Annotated in this window: 13 protein-coding genes; 8 read left to right on the top strand and 5 right to left on the bottom strand. The window is 63.5% G+C overall.

Annotation, left to right across the window (positions count from 1 at the left end; translation table 11 throughout):
- Positions 1-46: 46 nt before the first annotated feature.
- Entirely contained in the window at positions 47-1531 is a 1485-nt protein-coding gene (locus tag HMI59_RS02105; RefSeq protein WP_193592642.1) for a PucR family transcriptional regulator, read from the bottom strand.
- Between the two features lie 108 nt (positions 1532-1639).
- Here HMI59_RS02105 and HMI59_RS02100 point away from each other — a divergent pair, with 108 nt between their 5' ends.
- Together HMI59_RS02100 and HMI59_RS02095 are read left to right on the top strand one after the other, a co-directional pair.
- On the top strand, positions 1640-3181 hold the full coding sequence (locus tag HMI59_RS02100; protein ID WP_193592641.1) for a cytosine permease: 1542 nt from the start codon (positions 1640-1642) through the stop codon (positions 3179-3181).
- Between the two features lie 11 nt (positions 3182-3192).
- On the top strand, positions 3193-4149 hold the full coding sequence (locus HMI59_RS02095) for a polysaccharide deacetylase (protein ID WP_166185940.1): 957 nt from the start codon (positions 3193-3195) through the stop codon (positions 4147-4149).
- Here HMI59_RS02095 and HMI59_RS02090 read toward each other — a convergent pair.
- From HMI59_RS02090 to HMI59_RS02080, 3 genes are all read right to left on the bottom strand, one after another.
- Entirely contained in the window at positions 4139-4642 is a 504-nt protein-coding gene (locus HMI59_RS02090; protein ID WP_166185941.1) for a DUF456 domain-containing protein, read from the bottom strand. The two genes, HMI59_RS02095 and HMI59_RS02090, sit on opposite strands and share 11 nt — an antisense overlap.
- A gap of 144 nt (positions 4643-4786) precedes the next feature.
- Positions 4787-5980: an NADP-dependent malic enzyme gene (locus HMI59_RS02085; protein ID WP_193592640.1), complete on the bottom strand. Its 1194-nt coding sequence runs from the start codon at positions 5978-5980 to the stop codon at positions 4787-4789.
- Positions 5981-6291: 311 nt separating this feature from the next.
- Complete coding sequence (locus tag HMI59_RS02080) at positions 6292-6900, bottom strand: TetR/AcrR family transcriptional regulator (RefSeq protein ID WP_193592639.1); 609 nt, start codon at positions 6898-6900, stop codon at positions 6292-6294.
- Positions 6901-7104: 204 nt separating this feature from the next.
- On the opposite strand from HMI59_RS02080, the gene HMI59_RS02075 reads away from it, so the two are divergent.
- The 3 genes from HMI59_RS02075 (at position 7105) to HMI59_RS02065 (ending at position 10854) form a co-directional block, all read left to right on the top strand.
- Positions 7105-8232: a VCBS repeat-containing protein gene (locus tag HMI59_RS02075; protein ID WP_193592638.1), complete on the top strand. Its 1128-nt coding sequence runs from the start codon at positions 7105-7107 to the stop codon at positions 8230-8232.
- A 51-nt stretch (positions 8233-8283) separates the two neighbouring features.
- Positions 8284-9426 (top strand): VCBS repeat-containing protein, encoded by a 1143-nt coding sequence (locus HMI59_RS02070; protein WP_069696235.1) that lies wholly within the window; start codon positions 8284-8286, stop codon positions 9424-9426.
- A 144-nt stretch (positions 9427-9570) separates the two neighbouring features.
- Positions 9571-10854, top strand: coding sequence for a VCBS repeat-containing protein (locus HMI59_RS02065; protein WP_193592637.1), 1284 nt, complete (start codon positions 9571-9573; stop codon positions 10852-10854).
- On the opposite strand, the gene HMI59_RS02060 is transcribed toward HMI59_RS02065, so the two are convergent.
- Positions 10851-12155 carry an MFS transporter gene (locus HMI59_RS02060; protein WP_193592636.1) on the bottom strand — a complete coding sequence of 435 codons (1305 nt, stop codon included), beginning with the start codon at positions 12153-12155 and terminating at the stop codon, positions 10851-10853. The genes HMI59_RS02065 and HMI59_RS02060 overlap by 4 nt on opposite strands.
- Before the next feature lie 158 nt (positions 12156-12313).
- Here HMI59_RS02060 and rraA point away from each other — a divergent pair, with 158 nt between their 5' ends.
- The 3 genes from rraA (at position 12314) to HMI59_RS02045 (ending at position 16296) form a co-directional block, all read left to right on the top strand.
- Positions 12314-12787: a ribonuclease E activity regulator RraA gene (gene rraA, locus HMI59_RS02055; RefSeq protein ID WP_166185947.1), complete on the top strand. Its 474-nt coding sequence runs from the start codon at positions 12314-12316 to the stop codon at positions 12785-12787.
- Between the two features lie 113 nt (positions 12788-12900).
- The gene (locus HMI59_RS02050) at positions 12901-14553 is read left to right on the top strand and encodes an MDR family MFS transporter (protein WP_193592635.1); all 1653 of its coding nucleotides are present in this window, start codon (positions 12901-12903) and stop codon (positions 14551-14553) included.
- Between the two features lie 276 nt (positions 14554-14829).
- A complete protein-coding gene (locus HMI59_RS02045) occupies positions 14830-16296 on the top strand; it encodes a sugar porter family MFS transporter (protein ID WP_031217005.1) in 1467 nt (488 codons plus the stop codon).
- The last annotated feature ends 24 nt before the right edge of the window (positions 16297-16320 follow it).

Here is a 16320-nt window from a genome sequence, read left to right as displayed (position 1 = left end):
CCTATTTCATTGAATCTTTACATAATTTGCCGGCGTTGATAAGGGCTTAGTGCGTGGCGCCCGCCGGGAACCGGGCCAATCTCGTCGCCAGGTGCAGCCCCGCCAGCCGGCCCGTCCCCCTCGGATCGCCACCGCAGAGTTCAAAAATGCGCTGCAGCCTTTGATGCATGGACTGCCGCTCCAAGTGGAGCTCCCTGGCCGCTTGTGCGGTGTTGCATCCCGAATCCAGCCACACAGTCAGCGTCCGCAGCAGCGCCGACTTCCTCAACCGGTCGTGTTCCAGCACGCCGCCGAGTTGCTGCGCCACAAACCTCTCACGAACCTCCGCGTCGAGTGCTCCGTGCGCCAGACGCTCAACGGCGAAGGCCTCCGCATCAAGTACACCCCCCATTCCGAGCGGCAGATCGAGAGTCAGCCGCGCCTCGGCCAATGACCAGGGGGCCTGGTCGATCCCCTTTCCCGCAGGCCCCACAGCAACAGCAGCGCCGGTTGGCAGTTCCAAGGACCGGAGCGCTTCCAGCAACCCGGCACGTGCACCGGCCACATCTTCCGGCAGGGCCGCCAGCGCAATCAGCTCAGCGTTATTGGCGTAGCTGGCGCTATGCGGAACGCAGTGGGCCAGGGCGGCATCGACCGTGGCACGCAGGTGCCCCGACCCTGCCGAGCGGACAACGACGGCGGCTACGGCACCGTCAACAGGGAACCCCGAGGCAGGGCCCAATTGGTGCAGCTGCCACGGCTGGCTGCCGGAATTGATGGCCCTCATCAGTTCGAGCCCGGCCATCTCCTTCAATCCCGGGGGCATTCGCTGCATGAGGGCAAGGCCGAGGATGTCCACCGACCTCTCCCCCGCCACCCGCGCGAGGCCGCTGTCTCCGCCGTCGGGCACTTCCAGCTCCAGCCGGGCGGCAAGGACGCCCCGAACCGGCACGTCCACTACGGTAACGCTGCCGCCTTCCTCTGCCGCGGGGCCCGCGGCCCCGAGGGTCAAGCCCGACGGCGACACCAACCGGGCGCCGACGCCGGTCTTTTCTGCCAGTACGGCGAGCAACTGGTCCAAACCGGCCCCGTGCGCGAGCTCGGCTGCCATGGCGTGGCTCGCTTGGTCTCCCAGTTGCAGGTGCTCCACGGACTCGCTCACCAGCAGGGAGTTGATTTCCTGCATGATTCCAACAAAGGGCGTCTGACGGCGCAGCTCGATGATGGGGAGTCCCGAGGCCTGGGCGTCCTCCAGCATGGCGGCCGGAATTTCGGGGAGGGCCGGACCTGTTTCCAGCGCCAGCGCCGCAATCCGGCGGGCAGCAAGTTCAGCGACGTAGGCGCTCCGCCGCTCACTGCTCACGCCGGCGAGCGCCTGGCCTCCGCTGAGCAGGAGTTCCCCGCCCCTGAGCAGCGGAGCGATGTCCAAAACTTCGCTGGAATGGACCCAGCGGACGGGCCTGGAAAGCGCGCCGGGGACGTCCGTGAGCAGCCGGGGATCAGCCTCTTTCAGACTGCTGGTACTCAATGCTTCGCCGAGGAGGATGGACATGACACTCCGTCAATTAGGATCTATTTATTCATGACACATAGTATCTTGTTGCTGTGACGTGGCGCACATAGCCTTAGAGGGTCCCTTTCATAAACGGAGGCTCTCCCCATGCAAGACAACCTCTCTCAAGCACAGACGGGTGGTCCGCAGTCGGGCCCGGCAACGGCGCCGGCCCACGACAGCGAAGCCTGGCTTCAACCAATTCCCGAGTCGGACCGCACCCGCAAAGTATCCGGACAGTTCTGGATCTGGGCGGGCGCCAACCTGGCTCCCATCAACTGGGTGCTGGGCGCACTCGGCATCCACCTGGGCCTCGGCTTCGCAGACACCGTCACTGTCCTGGTGCTGGGAAACCTGATCGGCATGCTCCTCTTCGGCTGCTTCGTCCTGCTGGGCCAAAAGACCGGGGCCACCGGCATGGTCCTGGCACGTGCAGCATTCGGACGGCGCGGCAACTACCTTCCCGCAGCCATCCAGGCACTCCTTGTCATCGGCTGGTGCGCTGTGAACACCTGGATCATCCTGGACCTGGTGATGGCGCTCTTCGGCACCCTCGGCTGGGTGGACCCGGACGCTCCCAACTATGCGTGGAAGATCGGGGTAGCCACTGCCATCATGGCCGCGCAGGTGGCGATCGCCTGGTTTGGCTACAAAGCCATCGCGGCATTCGAAAAATGGACCGTTCCTCCCACCATCCTGATCCTTGCCGTGATGTCCGCCGTGGCGTGGTTCGGCATGAAGATCGACTGGGGCTACGCAGGTCCGGCCGGCAACATCCTCCAAGGCTCCGAGCGCATTGCAGCTATGAGCGCCGTCATGACCGCCATCGGCATTGGCTGGGGCATCACGTGGTTCACATACGCCGCTGACTACTCGCGGTTCGTCAGCACCTCGGTCCCCAAGCGCAAGGTCTACCTCGCGTCGGTCCTGGGCCAGTTCATTCCGGTGGTCTGGCTCGGAGTCCTCGGTGCAAGCCTTGCGACCAACAGCGGGGAAGTGGATCCCGGCAAACTGATCGTGCAGAACTTCGGCGTCCTTGCCCTTCCGGTGCTCCTCATGGTCCTGCACGGGCCGATCGCCACGAACATCCTGAACATCTACACGTTCTCCGTGGCCACCCAGGCCCTGGACATCAACATCAACCGGCGCAAACTCAACCTGTTCGTCGGCGTCTTCTCCCTGATCGCCGTCATCTTCTTCATCTTCCAAGAGGACTTCGCAGCTGTTCTCGATGCGTGGCTGATCGGTCTCGTGGCCTGGGTTGCAGCCTGGGGCGGCATCATGCTGGTCCACTACTTCTGGCTGGACAGGCGCTGGCCCGCCAAGGTGGAACGCCTCTTCGACGGCGTGAACACGCCGCGCCTCCCGGTGGTCAACTGGGCCGGCGTCGTGTCCCTCCTGGCCGGAATCTTCTCCACCTGGCTGTTCATGTACGGACTGATTCCCGTCATGCAGGGGCCGATCGCCGTCGCCTTGGGCGGCTGGGACCTGTCCTGGTTGGCCGGTGGACTCACCAGCGCGGCCTGCTACGCCATCCTTGGCCCCCGGGTCCACAAAAGGTTTCTCCTCGCTGAGTCCAACCACATCTCGGTAACGCAGCCGGCACCGGCTCCCGCCCACGAACCCGCCGCACAAGCGCCCGCCAAGTAAGGATCGATCCCATGAACAAGCCCGCCTTCGCGGACTCACTCCATCCCATCAGCTGGCCGGAAGGCTTCAGGGCAGCAGCATCTTTCACCTTCGATGTTGATGCCGAGTCCTGCACCATCGCGCACGACCCCACCAGCACCCGCCGCATGTCCCTCATGAGCCACCAGTCCTACGGCCCCAAGATCGCCGTCCCGCGGATCCTGCAAATCCTGGAGCGGCAGGACATCAAGGGAACGTTCTTCATCCCGGGATTCACGGCCGAGAGTTACCCCGACGTCGTGCGCCGGATTGCCGACGCCGGCCATGAAATCGGCCACCACGGCTACCTTCACGAGCCCATGCAGGGAATTGACGCCGCCACTGAAGCCAGCTACCTGGACCGTGGATTGGACGCGCTCCACAAGGTTGCCGGCGTACGCCCCGTGGGGTACCGGGCACCCTGGTGGGAGTTGAACTGGCAGTCGCCGGCGCTGCTGGCCGACCGCGGCTTCCTCTACGATTCCAGCCTGCTCGACGGCGATGCCCCCTACCGCATGGCCGTCGCCGACGGTGACTCCCGTGACATCGTGGAGATCCCCGTCGACTGGGCCCTGGACGATTGGGAACAGTACGCCTTCTACCCTGGCGTCACGGGCAGCGGAGTCATCGAGAGCCCCGCCAAGGCGTTGGAAATGTGGACCCTCGAAGCCGAGGCCCACCACTCGCAGGGCAGCTGCTTCGTCCTGACCAACCACCCCTTCATCTCCGGCCGGCCCTCCCGCGCCGTGGCTTTGGAACAGCTGATCGAACGGGTGAAGGACCTGGACGGCATGTGGGTCACGACGTTGGCCGAGATCGCCGGGCACACGGCGTCAACGGTGCAGGAGATCCACACGCACGCGCGCATTGATGTTCCGATGTTCCCCGGGGCCGGTGCCTCGTTCCGCCCGGCCCAGGTGCGCAACCCGGAGCCCGCGCTTAACCGTTGACCGCGTTGATCCACACCCCGATCACCCATGTGCTGGCCGCCGCACACGCCAGTCCGAACTCCACGAGGATGCCGATGCCGGTGGCCTTGAGGGCAGCCAGGCTGGAGCGTGCGGCGGTCCGCAGATCGCGGGTGCGTGCCACCTCGCTCAGCAGCAATCCCAGCGCAAATCCCACAAAGAGCCCCACCACGGGGATGACGAACATGCCCACGACGCCCACCACGACACCCGCCAGCACTGATCTGTTGGGGATGCCGTGTTGCATCAGCTTCCTGCCGGTCAGCACCGCACTGGCAGCCATCCCGGCCACCACAAACACCATGCCGACGGCGAAGATCACCCAGCCAAGCGTCCCTGCTCCACCCCAGATGGCCCAAGCCAGCAAACTCACTCCGATGAGGATGCTGCCGGGCAGGATCGGGATGATCACTCCGGCGACGCCCACGGCAATGGCAAGGCCGCACAGGATGGTCACAATCACTTCGGCATTCATGGGCCCAGTCTAGGTGGCACCTTACGGTCCGGTCCGCCAGGTTGGACACGACTATCAGGCCGGGCACGAACTGCCTTAAGCAAAAACGACGGCGACGCTCCCCGTGAGGGGGCGTCGCCGTCGTGGTTGGTACAGCGGTGACCGCTACTTGGTGACGGCAGCCGCTACAGCCGCGGTGACGGCAGGTGCCACGCGGGCATCAAGCGGGCTCGGCACGATGTAGTCGGCGGAAAGGTCCTCTTCGGCAAGCTGGGCGATGGCCCGGGCTGCCGCGATCTTCATCTCAGAGGTGATGCGCCGTGCACCGGCGTCCAGGGCTCCGCGGAAGATACCCGGGAAGGCCAGGACGTTGTTGATCTGGTTCGGGAAGTCGCTGCGGCCGGTGGCTACAACAGCTGCGTGCTGGCGTGCGACCTCAGGCAGGACCTCCGGGTCCGGGTTGGAAAGGGCGAACACGATCGACTGGTCGTTCATGAGCTTCAGGTGTTCCTCGGCCAGCTTGGAGGAGGAGACACCCACGAAGACGTCCGCGCCGGTGAGTGCTTCGCCCGGTCCGCCGGTAACAGCGCGCGGGTTGGTGCGCTGGGCGAAGCGTGCCTTGACGCTGCCGGCATCAGCCACGAGGTCGGCGCGCTCTGCGTTGATGACACCCTTGGAGTCGAGCAGGATGACGTCCTTGACACCCACGGCCAGGAGGATCTCGGCGATGGCGATGCCTGCCGCGCCTGCGCCGGACACAACAACCTTGAGATTTTCGATCTCGCGGTTGGTCACCTTTGCTGCATTGGTCAAGGCGGCAAGGACCACGACGGCGGTGCCGTGCTGGTCATCGTGCATGACGGGGCAGTCGAGGGCCTCGATGAGGCGCTCTTCCAGTTCAAAGCAGCGCGGAGCGGAGATGTCCTCGAGGTTGACCGCGCCAAAGCTCGGGCGGAGGCGGACCAGGGTTTCAATGATCTCGTCAACGTCCGTGGTGTTGAGGACCAGCGGGATGGAATCCAGATCGCCGAAGGTCTTGAACAGTGCGGACTTGCCTTCCATGACCGGCAGGGAGGCGCTTGCGCCGATGTTGCCCAGGCCAAGGACTGCCGTGCCGTCGCTGACCACTACTACAAGGCGCTCGGCCCAGGTGTGGGTGCGGGCCAGCTTCGGATCTGCATGGATGGCGCGGCTGACCTCGGCGACGCCGGGGGTGTACGCGATGGAAAGATCGCGCTTGTCATTGAGGGGGACCGTGCTGGATACGGTCAGCTTTCCGCCTTCGTGGGCCTTGAAGATTTCCTCTTCGGTCAGCACAAGGGCGGTGGTGTTGTCAGGTGAAATTGTCTCAGTGGACACGTCTTTGTCTCCTCAGGCTAGCCGTGGACCCACGGCGTGGTGAATGGCAGGGACAGAACTGCGGGTTCGGGCCAATGGTGGCTGGCCCGGCGGTGAGTCTGAAGATTTGGGCTGCTAGCCGCTTCGGTTATTCCAGCCTAGGGAACGTCGGGGAGAGGTAGATTCAATACCTAGAGAGACGATTCGAGAGTAAAACGTTTTTGCAGAACAAAATGTGATTCAGGTCATGCGAAAACGCGGGCTTTTGGCCCCTGGAGGTCTAGACCAGTACAAAGGACCGGGGTGCGGCACCCTGGCTGCCCGAGTCGCGTTCACTCCCCGGCTACGAGGCTGCAGGCCTTCTTGAGGTCCTTCTCCGCTTCGAACAACGACAACCGCCGGCACCGCACGGCCTGGACCAGACCACTCACCAGATGCAACAGGATGCGCGCCTTCACGGGGTCATTGCCCGGGTCCTTGCTCAGTGAGTTCACCACTTCTTCGGACAGGGCATCGATCTCCCGCAGCAGCTGGGCTGTGTCGCTGTCCTTTCCTGCGGGGCGGATCAGGCAGTGTTCCACACCCGGCTGCATGACCCGCAGATGGAAGATCTCCATCATCAGGCCCGCAAGGGCGTGGCTGTTCCCCTGCCGCTGCCGGACGCCGTCGCGCAATTCCCGCAACTGCTGCCGGTACACCGCCAACATAAGGTGCGCGGTGGAAGGGAAGTAACGGTAGAGAGTGCCCAGGGGCACGTCTGCACGGGCAGCAACGTCGGAAAGGCTCAGGGTGTCGAACTGGCGCTGGGCGAAGCCCGCCGCCGTCCTGAGGATGCGGGCGTAACGCAACAACTGCCGCGGGGTAGTGGGCGCGGCAGCCATGCGGGGAAGCCCTGTGGTCAGGTCCAGGGAGTACGGTTCCAGTGAATTTGCTGCAGACATCTCCGACGATTTCCTGGGAAGCTGGCAAGGACGCGGCGGACTGGAGCGAGGGGCCCCTGCTGACCGACCGCATCAATGATACGGGAGCTTCTTGACCGTTTCCTGAAAGTCCCTCGAGCACCGGCACAGCATGCCGTTCCCGGTATTCGCGGCGCGGCACCCTAAACTTCTGGGAGGTTTCAGTCTCGCGCGGAAGGCACACACATGGGGAAATTACGACGCCGGATGGCGGCTGCGGTAGTGACCGCAGCTGCGGCGGCCATGGCACTTACTCCCCTGCCGGCGTCGGCGGCGCCCAGCAACGGCCCGGACCCGGTGGTCCAGGGTGAACCTTTTGTGGGGAAGACGTTGACCACCGAGATCGGCCCCTACACCTTCTATGGGTGCGGGGGCGGCAAGGGACCGGACTTCACCATCTACTGGACCCGCGACGGATTCCTGGTAGCCGGCGAAACCGGCCGAAACTATGTGCTGCAGCAGGACGACACGGGCGGACGGATGGCCGCGCACCTTACCGCCAGCAAGAACTCATGCTCCGGCGAAACCCTGCACAGCAACGAAACAGCGCCCGTGGGAGCCGTGAACCGGGCCAGGGGATTCACCGGCCGGGCCTTCGAACTTCTGGCGCGGGGCAGCGACGGCACGTTGTCGCTCTACGGTCGCACAGGCAAAGCGTGGGACCCTGCACGGACCGTCGGCTGGGGTTGGCAGGGCTTCAACAGCGTCCTCTCCCCCGGCGACTTCAACGGCGACGGCAAGTCGGACGTCCTTGCGCGGGACACCGCAGGAACCCTCTACCTTTACGCCGGCGACGGCACGGGAGGGTGGAAACCCGCCCAAACCATCGGCAAGGGCTGGAACATCTTCGACTCCATCGTCAGCCCCGGGGACTTCAACGGGGACGGCACCAATGACATCCTCGCCCGCGAACCCGGTGGCGCCCTTTATCTCTACCCGGGCAACGGCTCCGGGGGCTGGTTGGCGCGGACCGCCGTCGGGCAGGGCTGGCAGGTGATGGACGCCCTCCTGACACCCGGCGATTTCAACGGCGACGGCAAAACTGATGTCCTGGCGCGCGACCGCAACGGCTACCTCTACTTCTACGGCGGCAACGGCGCAGGCGGTTGGGCGCGGTCCTGGCTGATCGGCGTCGGATGGAGCGCCCTGAAGTCGGTGGGTGCCGCCGGAGATTTCGACGGGGACGGCTCCCCGGACGTCTACGGCGTGGATCCGCAAGGACGCCTGGTGGTCTATTACAGCGACGGCCGGACCGGGTGGCGGGGTTCGGAAGTCGTCGGCAGCGGCTGGGGTGGTTTCACAGCGATCTTCTAGGTGATTCCCAGGAGCGGTATCATATAAGGGCATAAGTCTGGGGAGGACACCATGAGCGCTTCATCACGCCCTACGTTCGGCGTGCGCCGGGCGGTGGCGGGAATTGCGGCCGCAATCGTCGCCGCAGTCACTTTCGCACCGGCGCCTGCCATGGCCGCCGCGGAACCCGACCAGCCGGTGGTCCACGGAGCGCCGTTCGTCGGATCAACACTCACTGTGGAGATCGAACAGGGCTCGTACATGGGCTGCGGCCTCGCGGCCGGTCCCGACTACAGCATCTACTGGACCCGCGACGGTGTCATCTCCTCCAGGCAGTGGCCAAACTACGTCCTCACTGAAGAGGACCAGGGCAAAACCATTGCGGCACACCTTGTAGCCAGCCAGAACGGGTGCGGGGGCCAGCAGGTGTCCAGCGAGGAGACCCCGCCTGTTTCAGCGTCCAACCGGGCCAACGGCTTCACAGGCCGCGGCGCCTTCGAGCTGCTCGCACGCCGCACCGACGGAACGCTCATGCTCTATCCCCGGATCAACAACGCCTGGGAACCGGCGCGCATTATTGGCCCCGGCTGGAACGGCTTCGACACAGTGTTCTCGCCCGGCGACTTCAGCGGTAACGGCGCCAACGACGTCCTCGCCAAGGACTCGGCAGGCCGGCTGTTCCTCTACGAAGGCACAGGTAGCGGCGGCTTCGTAGCCGGTCGCCAAATCGGCAGCGGCTGGAACGGCTTCACGTCGATCGTCTCTCCCGGCGATTTCAACGGCGACGGCGTTAACGACGTCCTCGCCAGGGATACCACCGGAAACCTGTACCTCTACCCAGGCAACGGGCAGGGCGGTTGGCTTAACCGCTCCTTGGTGGGCACCGGGTGGAACATCCTCAACCAGATCATCACCCCCGGCGACTTCAACGGTGACCACGACGTCGACATCCTGGCCCGCGATACTTCCGGCAACCTGCGTCTCTACGCCGGCAACGGCGCCGGAGGTTGGCGCGGCTCAGCAACCATCGGCTGGGGCTGGGGCGGCATGTCCGCCATCGCCGCAGCAGGAGACATCGACGCCAACGGCAATGTGGACGTGTTCGCAGTGGACGGTTCCGGCCAGTTGTTGGCTTACTACGGCAACGGCGACGGCGGGTGGAACGGTTCGGGCGTCATCGGCTGGGGTTGGGGCGCGTTCAACCCGGTGTTCTAAACCGATTTCGGTTGGTTTTGGGGTTTGACTTGCTTTAAGCCTGGAAATGTTCCCAGGAAATTCCCAGACGCCGGCTTTCCCGATGTACCCTCAAGTCACTTACACCGGCTCGGTTATCTGCAACCAGCCTGACTTGGGGGAACAATGGGGATCACTCCTGCCCGCCGTGCGCGCACCTGGCTCGCTGTATACGTCACGTTTTTTCTTCTTATCAGCGGCCTTGGGTCGGCACCCGCAGCGCTGGCCGACGACGCGTTCGCTCCCGTCCCGGTAGCAGTATCCACCACCCCAACGTCCATCGGTGCCGGCGGCCATGCCCAGTCACGGATCACCCTCAAGGCCTCAGCACCGATCGCAGACGTTTACGTCGCCTTCCGGAACACAGCGACGGGCACGGTCCACCGCGAGGTGACCCAGGGTTCCTACAACCCAACGGACTCCACGTACACGTTCGAGGTCTTCTTCGCGCCGGGAGCCGCTCCGGGCAGCTACCGTGCCCAGTACGTGGAAATTCAGACCGAGGCCGGTCACGTCATCGTGTACTGGCGTGACGGATCCCTGAACTACAACCCGGACAACCTTCCGAGCTCCGGAACAGCGGCCGTTCCGTTGGATACCCTGGACTTCAACTATTCCTCCACAGTCAGCCTCGATCGTCCCCACACCAGCGGGTTCTACCGTGACAACTACTGGGACGCTTACACAATGAGCTTGCTGATCCGTGATCCCTGGGGCCGGCTCGGGCTGTTTCCCACAGGAGGAAACGGTACTTGGAAACAGGCCTACGAGGTCGGATCCGGATGGAACATCTTCAACACCATGATCGCGGCCGGCGACTTCAATAATGACGGCGAGAACGACGTTATTGCCCGCGACGCTGCCGGCTCACTCTTCCTGTACCCCGGCACTTGGTACGGCGGCTGGAATCCCCGTCAACAAATCGGTTGGGGCTGGGGAATCTTCAGTTCGATCTTCGCCGCTGGGGACTTCAACGGCGATGGCAACAATGACCTCCTGGCACGCAAGACAAACGGCGAACTGATTCTCTATCCGGGCAACGGCCACGGCGGTTTCCTGTCTGCTTCCACCGTGGGCTGGGGATGGAGCGGCATGACTGCGATCTTCTCCCCCGGCGACTTCGATGGTGACCGCAAACCCGACGTCCTGGCCAGGAACACCGCGGGAAACCTCGTCTTCTACGGCGGCAACGGTTCAGGCGGGTGGACCACCAGTCGGGTCATAGGCCAGGGTTGGAACGCGATCACCAAACTGGGCGGCGTGGGCGACTTCGACGGCGACGGCACGAACGACGTCTGGGGCATCGACACCGCCGGGCAAATGCGGATGTACTACGGCAACAACGCGGGCGGCTGGAAAGGATCCGGCGTCGTGGGGTGGGGCTGGGGCGAATTCACGGCCGTCTTCTAGGCCACGCTCTTGATTTTCACCACGAAGACGGCTCCCAGGAGCCCGATCACGGCTGCGGCTACGTACAGCGAGACGTAGCCGCCAAGGTTCTTGACGAACAGATAGGCGATTGCCGGCGCCAATACCTGCGGCAGTGAGTTGGCGATATTGACGACGCCTAGGTCCTTTCCGCGGTCGAGGGCTGCGGGGAGGACCTGGGTGATCAGCGCGAAGTCGACTGCCAGGTAGGCTCCAAAGCCGATCCCCAGCACCAAGGCGCCGGAAATCGCCCCGACCCAGGTCGGTGCGAAAGCGAGGATCAGCGAGGCCATTGCGATGATGGCTGATGAAGCAATCACCAAAGGCTTCCGCTTGCCCATCCTGTCACTGAGCCTTCCGCCCACAACACTGGTAATGATCACGGTGACCGCATACAGGCCCGTAACCACAAGAACACCGACTTCGGGTTCGATGCCTTCGGTCTCCTTCAGGCGTACTGCGTCCCCCAGGAAGAAGAGCAGGTAGATCGTCACCATGTGATTGCCTGTGCTCACCAGGAACCTGGTCAGCCAAGCCCATGCGAAGTCCGGGTAGCGTTTGGGCGAGACCCAGAAGCCCCGGAGGAATCCAAGCAGCCTGAACGCGGGACGCTCACCGGCAGGCAGGGGCTGATCGTCGCTCTTGAAGAGATAGAGAACAATGCCGGCCAGCAGCGACGCGGCGCACACCCAGTATCCTGCGGCAAAGTTACCGGCAACGACGGCGGCAATCACCGCGCCGACCAGAATGCCGACCGTCTGGCCCATAGCGGCCAAACCGCCCACCGTTCCCCGCTGTGGAACGGGAACCCTGTCCGGGACAGCTGCAAAAATCGCAGCGTACATGGCGTTCGCCCCCGCCTGCACGAGGCACCACAGCAAGGTCATGACGGCAACATTGGGGGCACCGGCCAAGGCGACCAAAGCCGCAGCGGCAAGGACCGCCCCCATCAGGACCCAGGGAACACGGCGGCCGTAGCGGGAGGTTGTCCGGTCACTGAAGGCACCAAAGAGCGGGTTGGCAACCAAGGAAACAGCAGCGCCGCACCCGGTCACCAATGCCAGGATTGCTTCCTTCTCCGCAGCGTTGAAATGCTCCGCCTGTTGCCCCAGGAGGACCTGGAGAGGACCGAAGAAAGCGGCGTTGATGCCAAGGTTGACCAGCACCACGCCGGTGACCCACAGTCCCCGGACGCGTTCCACGGGTTCGGCGAGTGCCGTCGTCGTTCTTGACGCTCCGATCAAAGGGTCGGGGACCGGCCCCGGAAGGTCGGACAAACTCATGGCAGGTTCCCCCCTGTTTCAAGTGTTTGGCTTCAGCCTAGCGCGGGCGGAGGGCGCCCAACCCTCCTGCGCGCCCGTCATATCCACATAGATCCGGTCAACCGTGCCGCCCGCGCGATTCCAGCGTTAGTGTGGCATCACACCCAGAAGGAGAAACCTTGAGCGAGCATCTGAACACGGCCGATCTCTACGACGAGCGCGGCGAGGACCTGGAATCCATCTCTGTACAGTTTCAAAACTTCGGCGGTGAATCGCACTTCAGCGGACCGGCCCGGACTATCCGGTGCTTTGAGGACAATGCACTCGTCAAGACCGTGCTTGCTACTCCCGGTGAAGGCGCTGTCCTGGTTGTCGACGGCCAAGGGTCATTGCGTACCGCCCTCATGGGGGACCTGATCGCGGCGAGCGCCGTGGCCAACGGATGGGCCGGCGTCATCATCAACGGGGCAGTCAGGGACCGTGAAGCGCTGGCAACTTTGTCCCTTGGCATAAAGGCCCTGGGGAGCAACCCCAAAAAGAGCGCCAAAACCGGCGTAGGGGAAGTCGACGTGGAGATCGTCATCGACCATGTCCGGATCCAGCCCGGCGTCATGGTGTACAGCGATCCCGACGGCATCCTGGTGGAACGCTAAGGATTCCCGGTTCCGTCCGGCAATTCCTTCGGGAATCAAACAGGGATTAGGATAGTTACTGAAAGCAACTATCTGTCGCTTCCCGATTTCCTTCTGCTTCCTTGGAGAACCACATGTCCAAATACGCCTCAGCCAGGGCCGCCGGCGAGGTGCTGACCCACCGTCAGACCCTCACCGTGATGGTGGGACTCATGCTCGGCCTGTTCCTGTCCTCACTGGATCAGACCATTGTGTCGACGTCCATCTACACCATCGCCAACGATCTTGATGGATTGTCCCTCCAAGCGTGGGCAACTACCGCCTACCTCATCACATCCACCGTCAGCACACCCCTGTACGGCAAACTCAGCGACATCTTTGGCCGACGCCCGCTGTATCTGGTGGCCATTGCGATCTTCCTGGCCGGTTCGCTGTATGCGGGTTCGGTCCATTCCATGACTGAGCTCGCAATGGCCCGGGGCGTGCAAGGGCTTGGAGCAGGCGGCCTCATGGCCCTGGCTCTTACGATCATCGGGGACATTGTTGCTTTGAAGGACCGGGCCAAGTACCAGGGCTACTTCATGTCCGTATTCGGCATTTCCTCGGTCCTGGGGCCCGTGATCGGCGGCGCCCTGGCCGGTGCAAGCAACATCCTCGGTTTTGACGGTTGGCGCTGGGTCTTTTTCATCAACCTCCCCATCGGCCTTGCCGCGCTGGTTGTGGTCTACATGTTCCTGCATCTGCCGGCCCGGCATGTGAAGCAGAAGATCGATTACTGGGGTGCTGCCACCATCACGTTGGGGATCGTGCCGTTGCTTCTGGTCGCCGAGCAAGGCCGCACCTGGGGTTGGGCCTCGGGCGCCTCCTGGCTCTGCTACGGACTCGGCGTGGTGGGCATCGGAGCCTTCCTGTTCGTCGAAAAGAAGGCCGGCGACTACGCGCTCATCCCGCTTCGACTGTTCAGCAACGCCACCTTCGGGCTCTCGTCGCTGCTGAACTTCATCATTGGCATCGGAATGTTCGGTGCCATCGCGATGCTCCCCATGTACCTGCAGCTGGTCAAGGGCCTCACCCCCACCGAAGCCGGCCTCATGATGATCACATTCACCATCGGCATCCTGTTCGGGTCCATCAGCGCCGGCCGCACCATCTCATCCTCCGGCGTCTACCGGATCTTCCCCATCCTTGGCACGGCCATTCTTGCCGGCGCCGCCCTGGCCATGGGCCTCGTCCTGGGGGTTGATACCGGGCTCTGGGTGCCGGGGCTGATTGCAGTGTTCTTCGGCGTTGGACTCGGCTTCTGCATGCAGCCGCTGACACTCGCGATGCAGGTGTCCGTCCCGCCCAAGGATATGGGGGTGGGAACCTCCACGGCAGCGTTCTTCCGCTCCATGGGCGGAGCCGTCGGCACGGCCGTCTTCATCTCCCTGCTCTTCAGCCTGGCCGCCGACAAGATCGCCGATGGCATGAAGGCCGCGGTCTCCAACCCCGATTACCAAGCCGTGATGAAGGACCCTGCCGTTGCCGGTGACCCCGCCAACGCCAAGCTGTTCGATTTCTTCAAGAACGGCGCAAGCAACGACTCCCTCAATGACACCAGCTGGGTCCACGCCGCCAACAGCACCCTCACCAGGCCCATCACTGAGGGGTTCGCGCAGGCAATCGACGTCGTCATGTTGACGGCTGCAGGCCTGATGGTCATTGCGTTCCTGATCAGCTTCGCCCTGCCCAACAAGAAACTAACCGACCCCAAGTCGGCCGCCAAGGAAGCAGCCCCAGCTCACTAGGCCTACTTCTTTGATTCATGGGCCTTACTGCTCCTTGTGTTCATTTCATTGACGCAACCAAGGTCAAAAGCCCACTTCAGAGCGGGAATTGAAGCCTGAGGATCCAAAAAGGATGACATGCATTCACTTAGTGAATGCATGTCATCCTTTCCTTGTGACTGGAACTTGTCCGATATGACGTGCCACACTGTGTAGCGCGTGTGCACCGGCGTCCCCGTCGGTCAAGCCGATGACGACTGCACCGTGAATCCCAACCACAAGTCCCAAGGGAGAACCATGTCCAACTCCAGCGCTGAAGGCACCCCACCAGTCTCCCGAAAGGTGGTCGGCCTCGCGGTCGCGGGAGCTGTGGGCGGATTCCTGTTCGGGTTCGACTCGTCCGTTGTGAACGGGGCCGTCGATGCCATGAAGGATGAGTTCGTTCTGAGCGAGGCCGTGACCGGTTTTGCGGTTGCCATCGCCCTGCTTGGATGCGCCTTGGGTGCTTACCTGGCCGGCAAAGTCGCCGACCGCTATGGCCGCATCCCGGCCATGAAGATCGGCGCCATCCTCTTCCTGGTGAGCTCCCTTGGAACGGGCCTGGCGTTCAGCGTCTGGGACCTTATCTTCTGGCGCCTCGTGGGCGGCCTCGGCATCGGCCTGGCATCGGTGATCGCCCCCGCCTACATTTCGGAGATCTCGCCCCGCCACGTACGTGGCCGCCTGGCCTCACTCCAACAGCTGGCCATCACCACCGGCATCTTCGCCGCGCTCCTGTCCGACGCACTGCTTGCTAACTCCGCGGGCAGCGCCGCCAACGACTTCTGGCTGGGCATCGAAGCCTGGCGCTGGATGTTCATTGCCTGCGCTCTTCCGGCCGCCGTCTATGGCCTGATCGCCTACCGCTTGCCGGAGTCCCCGCGATTCCTTGTGCTCAACGGCAAGGACAAGGAAGCCCGCAAGGTCTTCGACGCCATCATGCCCGGCGAAGACATCGAGCGCCACATCCGCGAGATCCGCGAGGGAATCCAGGAAGACGAACTCTCCAGCAAGAAGGGCTCCCTGCGCGGCAAGGCATTCGGATTGCAGCCCGTGGTCTGGATCGGCATCATCTTGTCCGTGTTGCAGCAGTTCGTGGGCATCAACGTGATCTTCTACTACTCCACCACGCTGTGGAAGGCAGTCGGCTTCCAAGAGAAGGACTCGCTGACCATCTCAGTGGCAACTTCGGTCACCAACATCCTGGTCACCTTGGTGGCCATCGCCTTGGTGGACCGTGTGGGTCGTCGCCCGATCCTGCTGACGGGTTCCATTGGCATGGCCGTGTCCCTTGGGGTCATGGCGGTCGCGTTTTCCTCGGCTACCGGAACCGGCACGGCCATTTCCCTGCCGGGCGGCTGGGGTCCGGCCGCGTTGGTGGCGGCTAACGTCTTCGTGATCAGCTTCGGAGCTTCCTGGGGCCCCCTCGTGTGGGTCCTGTTGGGCGAGATCTTCCCTTCACGCATCCGCGCGCGCGCCCTTGGCTTGGCTGCGGCAGCGCAGTGGATTGCCAACTTCGCCATCACGCTGAGTTTTCCTGTCATGGCGGCAGCCTCGCTTCCGCTGACGTACGCCATGTACGCAGCGTTCGCTGCGGCGTCGTTCTTCTTTGTCATGTTCAAGGTGCCGGAGACCAACGGCATGTCCCTTGAGCAGGCGGAAACGCTCTTCGTGCCCAAGGGCGTCCCCGTAACACCGCTGCCGACGGCCGACCAGCCCAAGTAGGTCGCAAAAGTGCGCGTTTTGACG

The sequence above is a fragment of the Paenarthrobacter sp. YJN-5 genome, from assembly GCF_015040095.1.
GTDB lineage: Bacteria > Actinomycetota > Actinomycetes > Actinomycetales > Micrococcaceae > Arthrobacter > Arthrobacter ureafaciens.
The sequence above is the reverse complement of the archived record's forward strand: the minus strand, read 5'-3'. Positions and strand labels throughout refer to the sequence as shown.